The following is a 14,891-nucleotide window of genomic DNA, read 5'->3' on the forward strand; positions in this document are numbered from 1 at the left end:
GGCATGAAATACCTGCACCTGGTTTGGGCGGCGCTGTTCCGGCGCAAGACCCGCACCTTCCTCACCCTCGCCTCGATCGTCGCGGCGTTCCTGCTGTTCGGCATGCTCGACGGTATCCGCACCAGCTTCGCCCAGCTCGGCCAGAACGCCGACGGCGCGCAGCGGCTGCAGACCAGCTCGCGGCTGTCGTTCATCGAGACCCTGCCGCTGTCGCTGGGGGCGCGCATCGCCCGGGTCGACAACATCGAGGCGGTGACCTACGCCAACTGGTTCGGCGGCGCCTACCAGGACCCACGCAACCAGATCTTCAGCTTCGCGGTGGCGGACAATTATCTCGACCTGTACCCGGAGATCGAGGTCAGCGCCGAGGAGCGTCAGGCGTTCGCGAGCACGCGCACCGCCATCCTGGTCGGCCAGGACCTGGCCCGGCGCTTCGACTGGAAGGTGGGCGACCGCATCCCGCTGCAGTCGACCATCTTTCCCAACAGCGACGGCAGCCTGAACTGGGAGTTCGACATCGTCGGCATCCTGCGCTCGCGCGACGAGAAGAGCGCAGGCTTCAACGACAGCCTGCTGCTGCTGCGCTGGGACTATTTCGAGGAGTCGACCCCCTACGTGGACGGCGACGTCGGCTGGTACGTCAGCCGCGTCGGCGACGTCCGCCAGGCCGACCGCGCCGCCAAGGCGATCGACGCGTTGTCGGCCAATTCGCCCGACGAGACCAAGACCATGACCGAGCAGGCGGCGTTCGCCTCGCAGCTCAAGCAGATGGCCGACATCGGCCTGATCGTGGGCTCGATCATGGGCGCGGTGTTCTTCACCCTCCTGCTGCTGACCGGCAACACCATGGCGCAGGCGGTGCGCGAGCGGACCTCGGAGCTGGCGGTGCTCAAGACGATCGGCTTTTCCAGCACCAGCGTGCTGGCGATGGTGCTGGCCGAGTCGGTGCTGCTGGTGCTGATCGGCGGCGTGCTCGGCCTCGGCCTGGCCGCGGTGCTGAGCCCGATCGTCACCTCCGCCAGCGGCGGGGTGATCAGCCTGCCGCCGATCGGCCTGCAGAGCTGGCTGCTCGGGCTCGGCCTGATGGTGGCGATCGGACTGCTGGTGGGCGCGCTGCCGGCCCTGCGCGGGATGCGCCTGAACATCGTCGACGCACTCGCCGGCCGCTGAGAGGACACGCACATGGGCAAGTTCAAATCGTTCCTGTTCGGCTGCGCGATGGCCCTGGTGGTGCTGGCGGGCCTGGCGGTGTGGTCGTTCCTGCCGTGGCCGGGGCTGGTGGCGCTCGGTGTCGTGCTGGCGCTGTGGATGCTGCTCACCCGCAGCGGCCGCCAAGCCGGTTCGGTCACCAATGTCGGCATCAGTACCCTGCCGCAGCGGCTGGCCGCCTCCTCGGTGGTGGTGATCGGCATCGCCGGCGTGGTCGCGGTGCTGGTGGCATTGCTGGCGATGGCCGAGGGCTACCGCGAAACGCTGAGCAGCACCGGCAACGAGGAGACCGCGATGGTATTGCGCGGCGGCTCCGCCGCGGAAGTGATGTCGGTGCTCGAGCGCGATGCGGTGCTGGCGGTGCTGCAGGCTCCCGAGGTCGCCCGCGACGCCGAGGGGCAGCCCCTGGCGTCTGCCGAGATCGTGGTCGCCGCCAACCTGCCGATCCGCGGCGGCGCGCCCGACGAGGACGGCAGCGTGCAGTTGCGCGGCGTCGGCGCCGAGGCCTGGAAGGTGCGACCTGGGATGCGCATCGTCGAGGGTCGCGACTTCGAACCCGGCCGCCGCGAACTGGTGGTCGGCACCGGCGCGCGGCGCCAGTTCCTCGGCCTGGACCCGGGCAGCGAGGTGCGCCTGGGCAGCGACGTGTGGACCGTGGCCGGGGTGTTCGAATCCGGCGATGCCATGGAATCGGAGATGTGGGCCGATGCCGAGATCGTGGCCGCCACCTACCGGCGCGGCAGCAGCCGCAATTCGATCACGGCGCAGCTGACCGACCCGGGCGCCTTCAGCGCGTTCAAGGCGACCCTGGCGTCCGATCCACGGCTGCAGGTGGAGGCCTCGACGACTGCCGAGTACTTCGCCAAGCAATCCGAAGGCATGACCAAGGTGCTGCGCATCATCGGCATCGTGGTCGGATCGATCATGGCGATCGGCGCCGTGTTCGGCGCGCTCAACACCATGTTCGCCACCGTGGCCTCGCGGGCGCGCGAGATCGCCACGCTGCGCGCCATCGGCTTTCGCGGGATGCCGGTGGTGGTGGCGGTGATGCTGGAGACGATGCTGCTGGCGGCGATCGGCGGCGTGCTCGGCGGGCTGGTCGCCTGGCTGGTGTTCAACGGCTATACCGCCTCCACGCTCGCCGGCGGCGTCGGCCAGCTGACCTTCGAGTTCCGGGTCACCCCCGAACTGCTGTGGAACGGCCTGAAATGGGCGCTGGCGATCGGCTTCGTCGGCGGCCTGTTCCCGGCGGTGCGCGCGGCGCGGCTGCCGGTGACCACCGCGCTGCGGGCGGCGTGAACGCCGGCGCGCCGGGCGGGCCCGTCGCGCCGGAAGCGCTGCGGCGCCTGCCCCGGCGCGAACTCGAGGCGCTGTACGCCGACCTGCACCGGCGCGTGTTCGAGTGCTACGACGACGCCGAACTGGCGGCCGAGTCCGGCCGCGTCGACCGCGACACCGCGACCGCGCGCGCGCAGGCGCTGGCAGCGCCGCTGATCGAGCAGGCACGCGCGGTGCACGCCGAGCGCGTGGCGCGCCTGCGGCGACGCGCGCGCCGCTGGTGGCTCGCCACCGTGGCGACGGCGATCGGCGGCAGCGGAGCGCTGTTGTGGCTGATGGTCCGGGGTTGACAGGCCCTGGTCCCTGCCAGGCTTCGGAGCCTGCGCAGCCGAGCGAACTCGGCTCTACGAAGCAGAGACTTCCTCCCCGAAAACCGACGGCCCCTCCCCGCACGTAGAGCGGAGCTTGCTCCGCTGCTCCCGCCTCCGAAGCCCCGACCCACCGCACAGCCGAGCAAGCTCGGCTCTACGAAGCAGCGGCGCCGCAGAATCAGGCGACCGGCGCCAGCGCCCTGCGTCGCGACCGCCGCCAGCCGTCGAACGCGAATACCGCCAGCGCGGCCCAGATGAAGGCGAAGCCGATCGCGCGGTCGCGATCGAACGCCTCCTGGAAGAAGAACACGCCGAGCAGGAACTGCAGGGTCGGGGCGATGTACTGCATCACCCCCACCACCGACAGCGGCACCCGCCGTACCGCGTAGGCGAAACCGATCAGCGGCAGCGCGGTCAGCGCGCCGCCGACCACCAGAAGCGCGACCAGCCCGGCGCCCCAGCCGGCGAAGAACCCGCCCTGGCCGTGGGTCTCGCCCCACAGCAGCAGCGCCAGCCCGGGCAGCAGCAGGTATAGACTTTCCACGCCCAGCCCGGGGATCGACTCCACCGCCGCCAGCTTGCGCACCAGCCCGTACAGCGCGAACGACAGCGCCAGGCCCAGCGCGATCCACGGGAAGCTGCCGTAGTGGAAGGTCAGCCACAGCACCCCGGCCGCGGCCATCGCCACCGACGCCCATTGCGGCGTGGACAGGCGCTCGCGCAGGAACAGCACCCCGATCACCACGTTCAGCAGCGGGTTGATGAAATAACCCAGGCTGGTCTCGATCACGTGCCCGGCGTTGACCGCCCAAATGTACAGCGCCCAGTTGCAGCCGATCAGCAGCGCGCTGAGCGCCAGCATCCATGCCAGCCGCGGCTGCGCCAGGGTCGCGCGCAGCCAGCCGCCGCCGCGCTTCCAGGCCAGCCAGGCGACCAGCAGCAGCGTGCTCCAGAGGATCCGGTGGGCGACGATCTGCAGCGACGGCACCGCCTTGAGCAGGTGCCAGTACAGCGGCATGAGCCCCCACAGCACGAATGCGCCGGCCGCGGTCCAGAGCCCGGCGCGCAGTTCGCCCGCCGCATCCTTCATGTGGCCGGATCCGCTTCGGGCGCCGGCTTCGCCACCCGCGCCCTGGCCAGGGTGATGGCCACCACCCCGCACAGGATCACCGCCATCGCACCGATGTCGTGGCTGGTGAAGCGCTCGGCCGCAAGCCAGGCGCCGAGGACCACTGCGATCACCGGGTTGACGTAGGCATAGCTGCCGGCGAGCGTCGGCCGTACGTGGTGCAGCAGCCAGACATAGGCGGTGAAGGCGACGATGGAACCGAAGCCGACCAGATACAGCACCGACAGCGTGCCATGCAGCGTCGGCAGTCCGTCGAAGCGCTCGCCCAGCAGCGGTCCCGCCAGCAACATCGCGCCGCCGCCGCAGAGCATCTGCGCTGCCGCGGTCATGAACGGCGAGGGCAGGTCGCGGCCGCGGCTCCACACCGAGCCGAACGCCCAGGCTACCGGCGCCACCAGCAGCGCGACCAGGCCCACCGGCGTCGCGGTCAGCGAACTGCCGGCATTGAGCCACAGCACCCCGACGAAGCCGATCGCCAGGCCGGTCCATTCGAGCGGGCCGGGGCGCTGCCCGCGCAGGGTCACGAACAGGCCGATCCACAGCGGCGCCGACGCCACCGCGATCGCGGCCAGCCCCGAGGACACGGTCTGTTCGGCGATGCAGACCAGGCCGTTGCCGCCGCCCAGCAGCAGGATTCCCATGATCGTGCAATTGCGCCATTGCGCGGCGCTCGGCGCCGGCACGCCGCGCAGCCGCAGCGCCGCATACATCAGCGCGCCGGCTGCGACGAAGCGCGAGCCGGCCATCAACAGCGGCGGAAAGCCGCCCTCCAGGGCGAAGCGGATCCCGAGGTAGGTGGAACCCCAGATCACGTAGACCAGGGCCAGCGCGCCCGCCACCGCCAGCGCGGAAGCAGGGCGAGACACGAGCGACGGCACGGCACTCATGGGAAAGCGTCCGGTGGGGGTGCAGAGGTCGGGGCGCGGGGGACGGCGGGCAGATGCGCGGAGGCGCGTCATCTTACGCCCATGTCGGGCTCGCGAACGGTGCTCGTGCGCGACACTGCGTGCCGCATGCGGGCATCCTGCCGGAGACTCCGGAACGGGGATGACCCACCGCGCATGGTCGCTCTGCGGATGCGCCGTTGCAGGGCGCCCGATTCAGCAGCGGTTGCCCGCGCGGCGCCGGCCGAGGCCAAGACGGCTGCGGAAACCGCGACTCCGCCGGCCGGGCCGAACCGCGGTCCGGCCGGCTCGGTTCAGCGCGCCCAGCTGCCGGGCTGGGTCGACTCCGGAAGCACCTGCGCCGACAGCTGGCGATCGCTGGTCAGCAGGCGCATGGCATCGGCGAGGATCGCCGCCGACTCCTGCAGCAGCGGATCCGGACGCTCCTCGGCGGCCTTCTCCCGGGCGGTGTCCAGGGCCACGTCGCGCTCGTTGGCCTGCAGGCCGTCGTCGCTGCCGTCCTCGGCCAGCGGGTCGAGCGGCAGGCCGAGCTCGCGCCGCTGCGCCTGGCGCTCGCGGCGCTTGACGTCCTCCCGTTCGCGCTCGGCGCGGCGCTCGGCCTCGTTGAGCGACACGTATTTCTTCGCCCGCTCGGCGCGGAACTGTTCCACGTCCTCCACCCACCACTGGAACTCGGGATCCTGGACGATGCGGGCCTCGTGCAGCGCGTCGAGCTGCGGCAGCAGCGGCTTGAAATCGCCGTAGCGGGTGTGCGGGACGGCGGCGATGCGGGTCCACGGCAGGGCGTTGTCGTGGGTACTCTCGCCGAACTCGCTGGCGTCGACGGTCACCGGGAAGCGGATGTCGGGGACCACGCCGCGGTTCTGGGTGCTGCTGCCGCCGGGCAGGAAGAACTGCGCCACGGTCAGCTTGACCGAGCCGAAACGCTTCTCCTCGCCGCCGGGCCATCTGTCGAGGTCGACCAGGTTCTGCACCGTGCCCTTGCCGAACGTGGTCTCGCCGATCACCAGGCCGCGGCCGTAGTCCTGGATCGCGCCGGCGACGATCTCCGAGGCCGAGGCCGAGCCGCGGTTGATCAGCACCGCGAGCGGGCCGTCCCACGCGACACCGGCGGTGCGATCGCCTTCCACGCTGACGCGGCCGCCGGACTCGCGGACCTGTACCACCGGGCCGGTATCGATGAACAGGCCGGTCAGCTCCACCGCCTCGTTCAGCGAGCCGCCGCCGTTGTTGCGCAGGTCCAGCACCACGCCGTCGACGCCCTCGCCGGCGAATTCGTTGAGGATGCGCGCCACGTCGCGGGTGGCGGACGCATAGTCGCCGTCGCGGTTGCGGCGGCCCTGGAAGTCCTGATAAAAGGCCGGCAGCTTGATCACGCCGATGCGCTTGTCGACGCCCGCGTCGCCGCCGCCGGGCACGGTGATGATCTCGGACTTGGCGGCCTGCTCCTCCAGCCGCACCCGGGCGCGGGTGAGCACGATCCGTACCGGCTCGCTGTCGAGATTGGCCGAACCGGGCACCACGTCGAGCTGCACCTGGGTGCCCTTGGGGCCCTTGATCTTCTCCACCACGTCGTCGATCCGCCAGCCGACCACGTCCTCGATCGGGCCGTCGGCGCCCTGGCCGACGCCGACGATGCGGTCGCCGGGCTTGAACTTGCCGCTGATCGCGGCCGGCCCGCCGGCGATCAGCTCGCGGATCACCACCACGTCGTCCTGCTTCTGCAGCTGCGCGCCGATGCCCTCCAGCGACAGCGACATGCTCTGGTTGAACAGCTGCGTGCTGCGCGGATTGAAGTAGTCGGTATGCGGATCGATCGCCGCGGTATAGGCGTTGAGAAAGCTCTGGAACGCGTCCTCGCCGTCGAGCTGGGCGACGTTGTTGCCGTGATTGACGTAGCGGCGATCGAGGGTCTTGCGGATCTCCTCGGGCTCGCGGCCGGCCAGCTTCAGGCGCAGCCAGTCGTTGCGCACCTGCTGGCGCCACAGCACGTCCAGCTCGGCCTGGTCCGCGGCCCAGGGCGCGTCCTCGCGGTCGTACTCCCAGCGGTCCTCGCCGTCGAACTCGAAGATGTCCCGCTCCAGCAGCCCGCGCACGTGCGCCACCCGCTCGGCCACCCGCTCCTTGTAGACGGCGAACATCGCGTGGGCCGGCTCGAGCTCGCCGTTGCTGATGGCGTCGCCCATCCGCGACCGGTGGCGCTCGAAGCGCGCCACGTCGGCGGCGGTCAGGTACATCTTGGTCGGGTCGAGCGCCTCGAGGTAACGGTCGAAGACGTCCGCCGACATCGCCGCGTCGAACTTCCGTGGCCGGTAGGCATAGCGGCTGTCGGACAGCAGGCCATGGACCAGCTTGGACGTTCGCGCCTGGTCGGCATTCGGGGAGGTCGGAATGCCGTCGCCGTCGGCGCGCGCCATCAGCGCCAGTGGCACCGACAGGGCCAGGGCGATCAGGACGGTGGAAATCAGGCGGGAGGATTTCATGCGCGGCTGGACCCTCGGGGACCGACCCGGCGGGGCCGGCCTGCAGTGTGTGGACACGGTATGGACGGCAAACAGTGCCGAAAGTTGCAATCCGGCACGGGCGACCGCGATTTCCACTCTAACCGGCCGCCGTGGCCCGGACGTGAACGGCGCTTGGCCGGCGAAACGGCCAGGGCCCGCCCCCGCCCCCGGCTCAGGCGGCGACCCCGGCCTCCATCGCCTGGCGGTCGGCGTGGTAGGAGGACCGCACCAGCGGCCCGGAGGCGACGTGGTCGAACCCCAACTCCAGGCCGAACGTCTCCAGCGCCTTGAACTCCTCCGGAGTCCAGTAGCGCAGCACCGGGTGATGGTGCGGGCTGGGCTGCAGGTACTGGCCGATGGTGATCATGTCGACCGCGTGCGCGCGCAGGTCGCGCAGGGTGCCCTGCACCTGGTCCATGGTCTCGCCGAGGCCGAGCATGATCCCGGACTTGGTGGGCAGCCGTGGATGCTGCCCCTTGAACTTCTGCAGCAGGGTCAGCGACCACTGGTAGTCGGCGCCGGGGCGCACGTTGCGGTACAGCTCCGGCACCGTCTCGACGTTATGGTTGAACACGTCCGGCGGGTCGGCTGCGAGGATCTCCAGGGCCCGGTCCATGCGCCCTTTGCCGCGGAAGTCGGGCGTGAGGATCTCGATCTTAGTGCCCGGCGCGTGCGCGCGGATCGCGGCGATGCAGTCGACGAAATGCTGCGCTCCGCCGTCGCGCAGGTCGTCGCGGTCGACGCTGGTCACCACCACGTACTTCAGCCCCATATCGGCCACCGTCTCCGCCAGTCGCCGCGGCTCGTCGGGGTCCGGAGGCTTCGGGCGCCCGTGGGCCACGTCGCAGAAACTGCAGCGGCGGGTGCAGACGTCGCCGAGGATCATGAACGTGGCGGTGCCGTGGCCGAAGCACTCGTGGATGTTCGGACAGCTGGCGTCCTCGCACACCGTCACCAGGCGGTTGGCGCGCAACTTGGACTTCAGGGCCGCGACTGCGCCGTTGGAGGGGATCCGCACGCGGATCCATGACGGCTTGCGCAGGACGGGGGCGTCGGCGAACTGCACCGGCGAACGCGCGATCTTGTCGCCGGCGACCTGGCGGACGCCGGGCTGCAGCGGCTCGCGCGCCGGCGCCGCGGCCGCGGGCTGCACCACCTGCAGCGGGATGGATCTGTCGGCAGGGGACATCATGGCCGCTCGCTATCCCGGGTGAGGCGCCATTGTAGAACGGTGCACCGACGCTGTCCCGCGAACGGCCGCCGCACCGCCCCCACGCCCGTAGAGCGGAGCTTGCTCCGCTGCCCCCGCCCCGGAGCCCATGCCGCGCCGGATCCTGCGCAGCAGAGCAAGCTCGGCTCTACGCGGGGGATCGGCGGCGCGGTCGTCAAGCCGCCGCGGAGAGGTCCGGCGGGGCAGCGGCCTGCAGCTCCAGTCCGAACTGCCGTGCCAGCCGCTGCAGCAGCACCGGCTTGACCGCGTCCGGGCCGGACGGGCCGCCCAGGTCGGCCACCGCGGTCACCTGCAGGCCCCGGTAGCCGCAGGGGTTGATGCGCCGGAACGGCTCCAGGTCCATCGCCACGTTGAACGCCAGGCCATGGAAAGTGCAGCCGCGGCGCACGCGGATGCCCAGGGCGGCCACCTTCGCCCCGGCGACGTAGACGCCGGGCGCGCCGTCGCGGCGCCCGCCGGCGATGTTCCATTCGGCCAGGGTCTCGATCACCGCCTGCTCGATACGATCGACGTATTCGCGCACGCCGATCCGCAGCCGGCGCAGGTCGAGCAGCGGATAGGCGACGATCTGTCCGGGACCGTGGTAGGTCACCTGGCCGCCACGATCGACGTGCAGGACCGGGATCGCGCCCGGCATCAACACGTGCTCGGGCCTGCCGGCCTGGCCCAGGGTGAACACGGGCTCGTGCTCGACCAGCCACAACTCGTCGACGGTGTCCGCGTCGCGGGCATCGGTAAAGCGCTGCATCGCCCGCCACACCGGTTCGTAGGGCCGGCGGCCCAGATCGCGGACGATGGCCCGTGCGGCGGCGGTCACCGGCGGCGCCCCGGGCCCGGCCGTCCGGGCTTCACAGCGTCCACTTCACCTCGGGGTGCTCGCGCAGCGCGGCGTGCGCGGTCTCGTACTCCTCGCGCGAGCCGGCGCGGAAACTCAGCCGCACCGACACGAACCGGCCGCCGCTGGATTCGCGGGTGGCGACGGTCTCGTGCAGCACGGTGATGCCGGCGGCGGCCAGCAGGTTCGGGATCTCGGTCTCGAGCCCGGCACCGGCCGGCCCCATCGCGGTGATCTCGAAATCGCCGGGAAACTGGAAGCCGTGTTCGGGGTTGTCGGAGCTGATGGTCATGGACCGATTATGGGCGCGCCGCGGCCCTTTCCCAACCCGGACCGCGGCGCCTGCGCCGCCCGGCCGATCCGCGGAAGCGTCTCAGTCCGAGTTCCACCACATCAGGAACTCGTGCCAGAGCCGCTTGAAGAAGCCGGCCTGCTCCACCGCGTCGAGCGCCACCAGCGGGCGTTCGGCGACCACCTCGCCGTCGAGGGTCACGCGCACGGTGCCGATCTGCTGGCCCTGCTCGATCGGCGCCACCAGCGTGCGCGGCACGTCCATGGTCGGCCTGAGCTGCTGGTACTTGCCGCGCGGCATGCTGACCAGCAGCGGCTCGGACAGGCCCAGCCGCAGCTCGTTGGTCTGGCCCTTCCACAGCTTCTGGCTGGTGATCTCCTGGCCGGAGTCGTAGAGCTTGTGGGTCTCGAAGAAGCGGAAGCCCCAGTTCAGCAGCGCCAGCGAATCGGTGGCGCGCTGCGCCTCGCCGGTCGAGCCCATCACCACCGCGATCAGGCGCTGGTCGCCACGCTTGGCCGAGGACAGCAGGCAGTACCCGGCCTTGGAATGGTGGCCGGTCTTGATGCCGTCGACGCTGTCGTCGCGCCACAGCAGCAGGTTGCGGTTGCGCTGGGTGATCGGCCCGACGGTGAACTGCTTGATCTTGTTGTGGGCGTATTCCTCGGGATAGTCGCGGATCATCGCCCGGCCGAGCTGCGCCAGGTCGCGCGCGGTGGAATAGTGGTTCTCCTCCGACAGTCCGTGCGAATTGACGAAGTTGCTGTTGTTCAGGCCGATGCGCTTGGCATAGGCGTTCATCAGCGCGGCGAAGGACTCCTCGCTGCCGGCCACGTGCTCGGCCAGGGCGATCGCGGCGTCGTTGCCGGACTGCACCGCCATGCCCTTCTCCATGTCCAGCAGGGTGGCGGTCTCGTTGACCGGGAAGCCGCTGTAGCTGCCGTCGGTCATCGCTCCGCCCTTGCGCCAGGCGTTCTCGCTCATCATCACCTGGTCGTCCGCCGACACCTTGCCGGCGGCGATTTCCGCAGCGACCACGTAGCTGGTCATCACCTTGGTGATGCTGGCCGGCTCGACCCGCGCCTCGACGTTCTCGCCGGCGAGGACCTGCCCGGTCTCGTAGTCCATCAGCAGCCAGGCGGTGCCGACGACGGGCGGTGGCGGCGGGGTCGGCAGGTCGTCGCTGAGCGCCGCCGGGGGCGCCTGCGCCGGGGCCGGCGCCTGGGCGAGGGCCAGCCCGAGCATGGAAACGGCCAGGGCCAGGACGGCGGCGAGGGTCGGACGGACGGCGGAACGTTTCATCGACAGCGGAACTCCATTGGCCCGGGCACTCCCTGGCCGCGGCATGTGGTGGGAAATGGGCGGAAAGTCTACTCGCGGACCACGTGGGGCTGGCCGAAGCCCAGCCCGGCGAAGCGCGCGCTCAGCTCGGCCACGCGCCCGGCATCGACCGGGCCGACGCGCACCCGCCATACCGGCTTGCCGCCGGCGTCGCCGTCGACCAGCTGCGCCCCCGCGATGCCGGCGCCGCGCAGCATCGACAACGCGCGCTCGGCGTTGGAACGGGCCCCGAAAGCGGCTACCTGCAGGGTCACGCCGTCCCCGGCGCGTGCGGCGGGCTGGACTTCCGCGGTCGCCGTGGCGGCGGCCCGTGCGGGGCTCACCACGGGCGCGGCAGCAGCCGCCGCGGGCGACGCGGGGATGCCGGGCCGGCCGGTCGCCACGCGCACGCGCCGCTCGGCCATCCATGCATCGAACTCGTCGGCCGTCATCACCCGGCCGTCGCGCAGCATGTCGAAGCGCCATTCGCCGGCCGGCGCCGGCTGCACCCCGGCTGCCGGGGCCGGGGCTGCGGGGCGCTCGCCGGCGCTGGCGGCAGCGATCGGCAGCGCCTCCACCAGGCGGTCGATCGCGGTGGGCGCCGCCACGGGGGTTGGCGCCTCCGCTGCCGGCGCGCCGGCCACCGCGCCGTGGTCGTGGCGCGCGTTCTCGCCGGGGCTGAGCGCGCGCACCTCCACCTGGGCGGTGCCGGCACGGTGCATGTCGAGCTTGACGGCGGCGGCCCAGCTCAGGTCCACCACCCGGCCCTCGTGGAACGGCCCGCGGTCGTTGACCCGCACCACCACCGAGCGGCCGTTCTCCAGGTTGGTCACCCGGGCGAAGCTCGGCAGCGGCAGCGACTTGTGCGCGGCGGTGAAGGCGTACATGTCGTAGACCTCGAGATTCGAGGTGCGGCGGCCGTGGAACTTGTTGCCGTAGTACGAGGCGCGACCGCGCTCGACGAAGCCGTCCGGGCGGTCGAGCACGCGGTAGCTGCGCCCCAGCACCCGATAGGGCGAGCGGTTGCCGTACGGCGAGCGCGGCTCGTCGACGACCTCCGGCTCCGGGATCGCATCGACATCGGGGAGGTAGTCGGGCGCGCTGTCGTTGATGTGCGGGGCGTACAGGCCGCCGGCGGTGTAGTCGCCGCGCTTGGAAAGATCCTCCTGCGCCGGCGGATACGGCGAGCGTCGCGGCTGGCGCGCGCCGGAGGCGGGCGCGGACGGCCGGTGGCCGGCATCGCCGGGCGGCGGGGTCTTCGTCGGGGCGCCGCTGCAGGCGGCGAGCAGGACCGCGACCGCGAGCGCCGCCGCGGTCCTCACGGCCCTGCCCCTGCCCCTGCGCGGATCGACTGCGCCAGCTGGTGCACCGCCAACGCGTACATCGGCGAGCGGTTGTAGCGGGTGATGACGTAGAAGTTCCGGTAGCCGAGCCAGTACTCCGGGCCGGCATCGCCCTCGAGCGAGATCAACGTGGCCCCGGCGGCTATGGGCTCGCCCGGCTGCGGGCGATAGCCGCGCGCGGCGAGGTCGGCGAGCGGATACACCGGGTCGTACCCCTCCGGGGCGAAGTCCTCCGCCCCGGGATCGCGCACCGCGCGCGCCACCACCGGCCCGCCGCGTTCCCAGCCGTGCACCACGAAGTAGTTGGCGACCGAGGCGAACACGTCCGGCAGATGGGTGAGCAGGTCGCGGCGGCCGTCGCCGTCGCCGTCGGCGGCCCATAGCCGGTAGCTGGAGGGCATGAACTGGCCCAGGCCCATGGCGCCGGCATAGCTGCCCTTGAGCGCAGGGATGTCCAGTTGCGGTTCCTCGGCGGCCAGCGCGAACAGCTGCGCCAGCTCGCCGGCGAAGAACGGCGCGCGCCTGGGGAAGTCGAAGGCCAGGGTGTACAACGCATCGAGCACGCGATAGTTGCCGGTGACGCGGCCGTAGCTGGTCTCCACGCCGATGATCGCGACGATGTACTCGGCCGGCACGCCGGTCTCGGCGGCGACCCGCTCGAGCGCCTCGCGGTGCTGCGCGTAGAAGGCGCGGCCGCCGGAGATGCGCGCGTCGTTGATGAAGATCGGCCGGTACTCGGCCCAGGTGCGGGTCTTCTCGGCCGGGCGCGACATCGCGTCGAGGATGCTCTGTCGCACCTGCGCGCCAGCGAGGGTGGAGCGCACCGCTGCGGCGTCGACGCCGTAGGTGCGCACCGTGTAGTCGATGAAGTTCTCGATCCGCTGCTGCCGCGGGATCGCCGGGTCGGTGACGGCCTCGGGCGCCACCGGGCGTTCCTGCGGTTGCGGCACCGGCGGCAGCAGGACCGGCCCGCCCGCCGGCTGCGGCTGCACGTCCGCCCGCTCCGAACCGGCCAGCTCCGCGCCGGGTTGCTGCGCATCGGCCTGCTCGGCCGCGGGCCGATCCAGCGCATCGGCTTCGCCAGCAGACGGATTGGCCTGGGTCGCGCAGGCGGCGAGCACGAAGGGAAGCAGGCACGTGGCCAGCGGAAGCGCGGCGCGTCGGTTCATCGGCCGCGAGGTTAGCATGGCGAAATCGGCCTGCGTCCGGCGCCGCCGCCCGCGTTCAGCCGACGCTTGCCCTGTCGGGGCAGCCGACGGAGGCGACCGCCGCGGACGCGGCGCAGGTTCGCGCCGTCGCGAAACCCGGCAACGGGCGATGGCGGAGGACCTGCGCGGCGCCTAGGCCAGCCCGCCGGCCCTGACCGGACGGTGCGCATGCACCGACATCACCACGCCCATGCCGGCCAGCAGCGACACCGCCACGGTGCCGCCATAGCTGAGCAGCGGCATCGGCACGCCCACCACCGGCAGCAGGCCGGAGATCATGCCGCCGTTGACGATCACGTAGACGAACATCGCCAGGCCCAGGGTGCCCGCCAGCAGCCGTGCATAGCCATCGCGCGCCTCGCTGGCGATCCACAGGCAGCGGCCGACGATGAACAGGTACAACGCGAGCGTCGCCACCACCCCCAGCCAGCCGAACTCCTCGCTGAGTACCGCGAAGATGAAGTCGGTAGTGTGCTCGGGCACGTAGTTGAGGTGAGACTGCGTGCCCTGCCCCCAGCCCTGGCCATGGAAGCCTCCCGCGCCGATCGCGATCTTCGACTGGATGATGTTCCAGCCGGCACCGAGCGGGTCGGTCTCGGGGTCGAGGAAGGTCAGCAGCCGGTCCTTCTGATACGGCATCAACAGCCAGAACCACGCCGCCGGCGCCGCCACCGCGAGTCCGCCGGCCGCGGCCGCGAACCACCACCACGACAGCCCCGCCAGGTACAGCGCGAACGCACCGCTGGCCGCCACCAGCATGGCGGTGCCCAGATCGGGCTGCAGCATCACCAGCGCGGTCGGCAGCGCAATGAGCACCGAGCAGGCGAGCACATCGCGGATCCGTGGCGGGGTGCCGAAATGGTTGAGGTACCAGGCCGCCATCATCGGCAGGCTGAGTTTCATCAGCTCGGCGGGCTGGAAGTAGAACACGCCCAGATCGATCCAGTGCTGCCCGTGGCGGCCGGTGCCGATGAACAGCACCAGCACCAGCGGCAGCAGCGAGAGCGCGTAGACCGCCGGCGTCGCCGCGCGCAGGCGCAGCGGCGGCAGCCGCGACAGCGCCCACATCGCCGCCAGCCCGGCGCCGTAGCGCACGGCCTGCGCCGTCACCATCGCCTCGCTCTGGCCGCTGGCGCTGTACAGCACCGCCAGGCCGATGCCCATCAGCGCCAGCAGCGCCGCCAGCAGCGGCCAGTCCAGGGTGCGGGTAAGGCGCAGGAACAGGTCCAGCAACCAGCGCAGGATGACGTTCAAAGGCCGCTCCCCGCG

General features: G+C 71.5%; 13 protein-coding genes. 3 read left to right on the forward strand and 10 right to left on the reverse strand.

Going from position 1 to position 14,891, the window contains the following annotated elements; genetic code table 11:
• The first annotated feature begins 3 nt into the window (after positions 1-3).
• The 3 genes from H0E84_RS11315 to H0E84_RS11325 are packed head-to-tail and all read left to right on the forward strand — an operon-like array spanning position 4 to position 2,837.
• Entirely contained in the window at positions 4-1,170 is a 1,167-nt protein-coding gene (locus H0E84_RS11315) for an ABC transporter permease (RefSeq protein ID WP_180678756.1), read from the forward strand.
• 12 nt (positions 1,171-1,182) lie between these two features.
• A complete protein-coding gene (locus H0E84_RS11320; RefSeq protein WP_180678757.1) occupies positions 1,183-2,508 on the forward strand; it encodes an ABC transporter permease in 1,326 nt (441 codons plus the stop codon).
• Entirely contained in the window at positions 2,505-2,837 is a 333-nt protein-coding gene (locus H0E84_RS11325; protein ID WP_180678758.1) for a hypothetical protein, read from the forward strand. Before H0E84_RS11320 ends, H0E84_RS11325 begins: the two co-directional genes overlap by 4 nt.
• Before the next feature lie 199 nt (positions 2,838-3,036).
• Here the strand turns inward: H0E84_RS11325 and rarD are convergent, their stop codons facing one another.
• The 10 genes from rarD to rodA all read right to left on the reverse strand — a co-directional run bounded on the left by rarD (position 3,037) and on the right by rodA (position 14,876).
• Positions 3,037-3,948, reverse strand: coding sequence for an EamA family transporter RarD (gene rarD, locus H0E84_RS11330; RefSeq protein ID WP_180678759.1), 912 nt, complete (start codon positions 3,946-3,948; stop codon positions 3,037-3,039).
• Positions 3,945-4,946 carry a drug/metabolite exporter YedA gene (gene yedA, locus H0E84_RS11335; protein WP_425600484.1) on the reverse strand — a complete coding sequence of 334 codons (1,002 nt, stop codon included), beginning with the start codon at positions 4,944-4,946 and terminating at the stop codon, positions 3,945-3,947. Before yedA ends, rarD begins: the two co-directional genes overlap by 4 nt.
• Positions 4,947-5,185: 239 nt before the next feature.
• Positions 5,186-7,375, reverse strand: coding sequence for a carboxy terminal-processing peptidase (locus H0E84_RS11340; protein WP_180678761.1), 2,190 nt, complete (start codon positions 7,373-7,375; stop codon positions 5,186-5,188).
• Between the two features lie 193 nt (positions 7,376-7,568).
• Positions 7,569-8,588 (reverse strand): lipoyl synthase, encoded by a 1,020-nt coding sequence (gene lipA, locus H0E84_RS11345; protein ID WP_180678762.1) that lies wholly within the window; start codon positions 8,586-8,588, stop codon positions 7,569-7,571.
• Positions 8,589-8,781: 193 nt separating this feature from the next.
• Complete coding sequence (lipB, locus tag H0E84_RS11350; protein ID WP_180678763.1) at positions 8,782-9,444, reverse strand: lipoyl(octanoyl) transferase LipB; 663 nt, start codon at positions 9,442-9,444, stop codon at positions 8,782-8,784.
• A 31-nt stretch (positions 9,445-9,475) separates the two neighbouring features.
• Positions 9,476-9,754 (reverse strand): DUF493 family protein, encoded by a 279-nt coding sequence (locus H0E84_RS11355; RefSeq protein ID WP_180678764.1) that lies wholly within the window; start codon positions 9,752-9,754, stop codon positions 9,476-9,478.
• A gap of 81 nt (positions 9,755-9,835) precedes the next feature.
• Positions 9,836-11,053, reverse strand: coding sequence for a D-alanyl-D-alanine carboxypeptidase family protein (locus tag H0E84_RS11360; protein WP_425600485.1), 1,218 nt, complete (start codon positions 11,051-11,053; stop codon positions 9,836-9,838).
• A 68-nt stretch (positions 11,054-11,121) separates the two neighbouring features.
• Positions 11,122-12,393 (reverse strand): septal ring lytic transglycosylase RlpA family protein, encoded by a 1,272-nt coding sequence (locus tag H0E84_RS11365; RefSeq protein ID WP_180678765.1) that lies wholly within the window; start codon positions 12,391-12,393, stop codon positions 11,122-11,124.
• On the reverse strand, positions 12,390-13,583 hold the full coding sequence (gene mltB, locus H0E84_RS11370; RefSeq protein WP_180678766.1) for a lytic murein transglycosylase B: 1,194 nt from the start codon (positions 13,581-13,583) through the stop codon (positions 12,390-12,392). The genes H0E84_RS11365 and mltB overlap by 4 nt, the downstream gene beginning before the upstream one ends.
• Positions 13,584-13,754: 171 nt before the next feature.
• A complete protein-coding gene (gene rodA, locus H0E84_RS11375) occupies positions 13,755-14,876 on the reverse strand; it encodes a rod shape-determining protein RodA (RefSeq protein WP_180678767.1) in 1,122 nt (373 codons plus the stop codon).
• Between the last annotated feature and the right edge of the window lie 15 nt (positions 14,877-14,891).

It is taken from the genome of Luteimonas salinisoli, assembly GCF_013425525.1.
Lineage (GTDB): Bacteria > Pseudomonadota > Gammaproteobacteria > Xanthomonadales > Xanthomonadaceae > Luteimonas > Luteimonas salinisoli.

Excerpts from the sequence above, each read along its gene's own strand:
- H0E84_RS11315 (WP_180678756.1), top strand. The coding sequence starts at position 4 with ATGAAATACCTGCACCTGGTTTGGGCGGCGCTGTTCCGGCGCAAGACC.
- H0E84_RS11320 (WP_180678757.1), top strand. The coding sequence starts at position 1,183 with ATGGGCAAGTTCAAATCGTTCCTGTTCGGCTGCGCGATGGCCCTGGTG.
- rarD (WP_180678759.1), bottom strand. The coding sequence starts at position 3,948 with ATGAAGGATGCGGCGGGCGAACTGCGCGCCGGGCTCTGGACCGCGGCC.
- yedA (WP_425600484.1), bottom strand. The coding sequence starts at position 4,946 with ATGACGCGCCTCCGCGCATCTGCCCGCCGTCCCCCGCGCCCCGACCTC.
- H0E84_RS11340 (WP_180678761.1), bottom strand. The coding sequence starts at position 7,375 with ATGAAATCCTCCCGCCTGATTTCCACCGTCCTGATCGCCCTGGCCCTG.
- lipA (WP_180678762.1), bottom strand. The coding sequence starts at position 8,588 with ATGATGTCCCCTGCCGACAGATCCATCCCGCTGCAGGTGGTGCAGCCC.
- H0E84_RS11355 (WP_180678764.1), bottom strand. The coding sequence starts at position 9,754 with ATGACCATCAGCTCCGACAACCCCGAACACGGCTTCCAGTTTCCCGGC.
- H0E84_RS11360 (WP_425600485.1), bottom strand. The coding sequence starts at position 11,053 with ATGAAACGTTCCGCCGTCCGTCCGACCCTCGCCGCCGTCCTGGCCCTG.
- mltB (WP_180678766.1), bottom strand. The coding sequence starts at position 13,583 with ATGAACCGACGCGCCGCGCTTCCGCTGGCCACGTGCCTGCTTCCCTTC.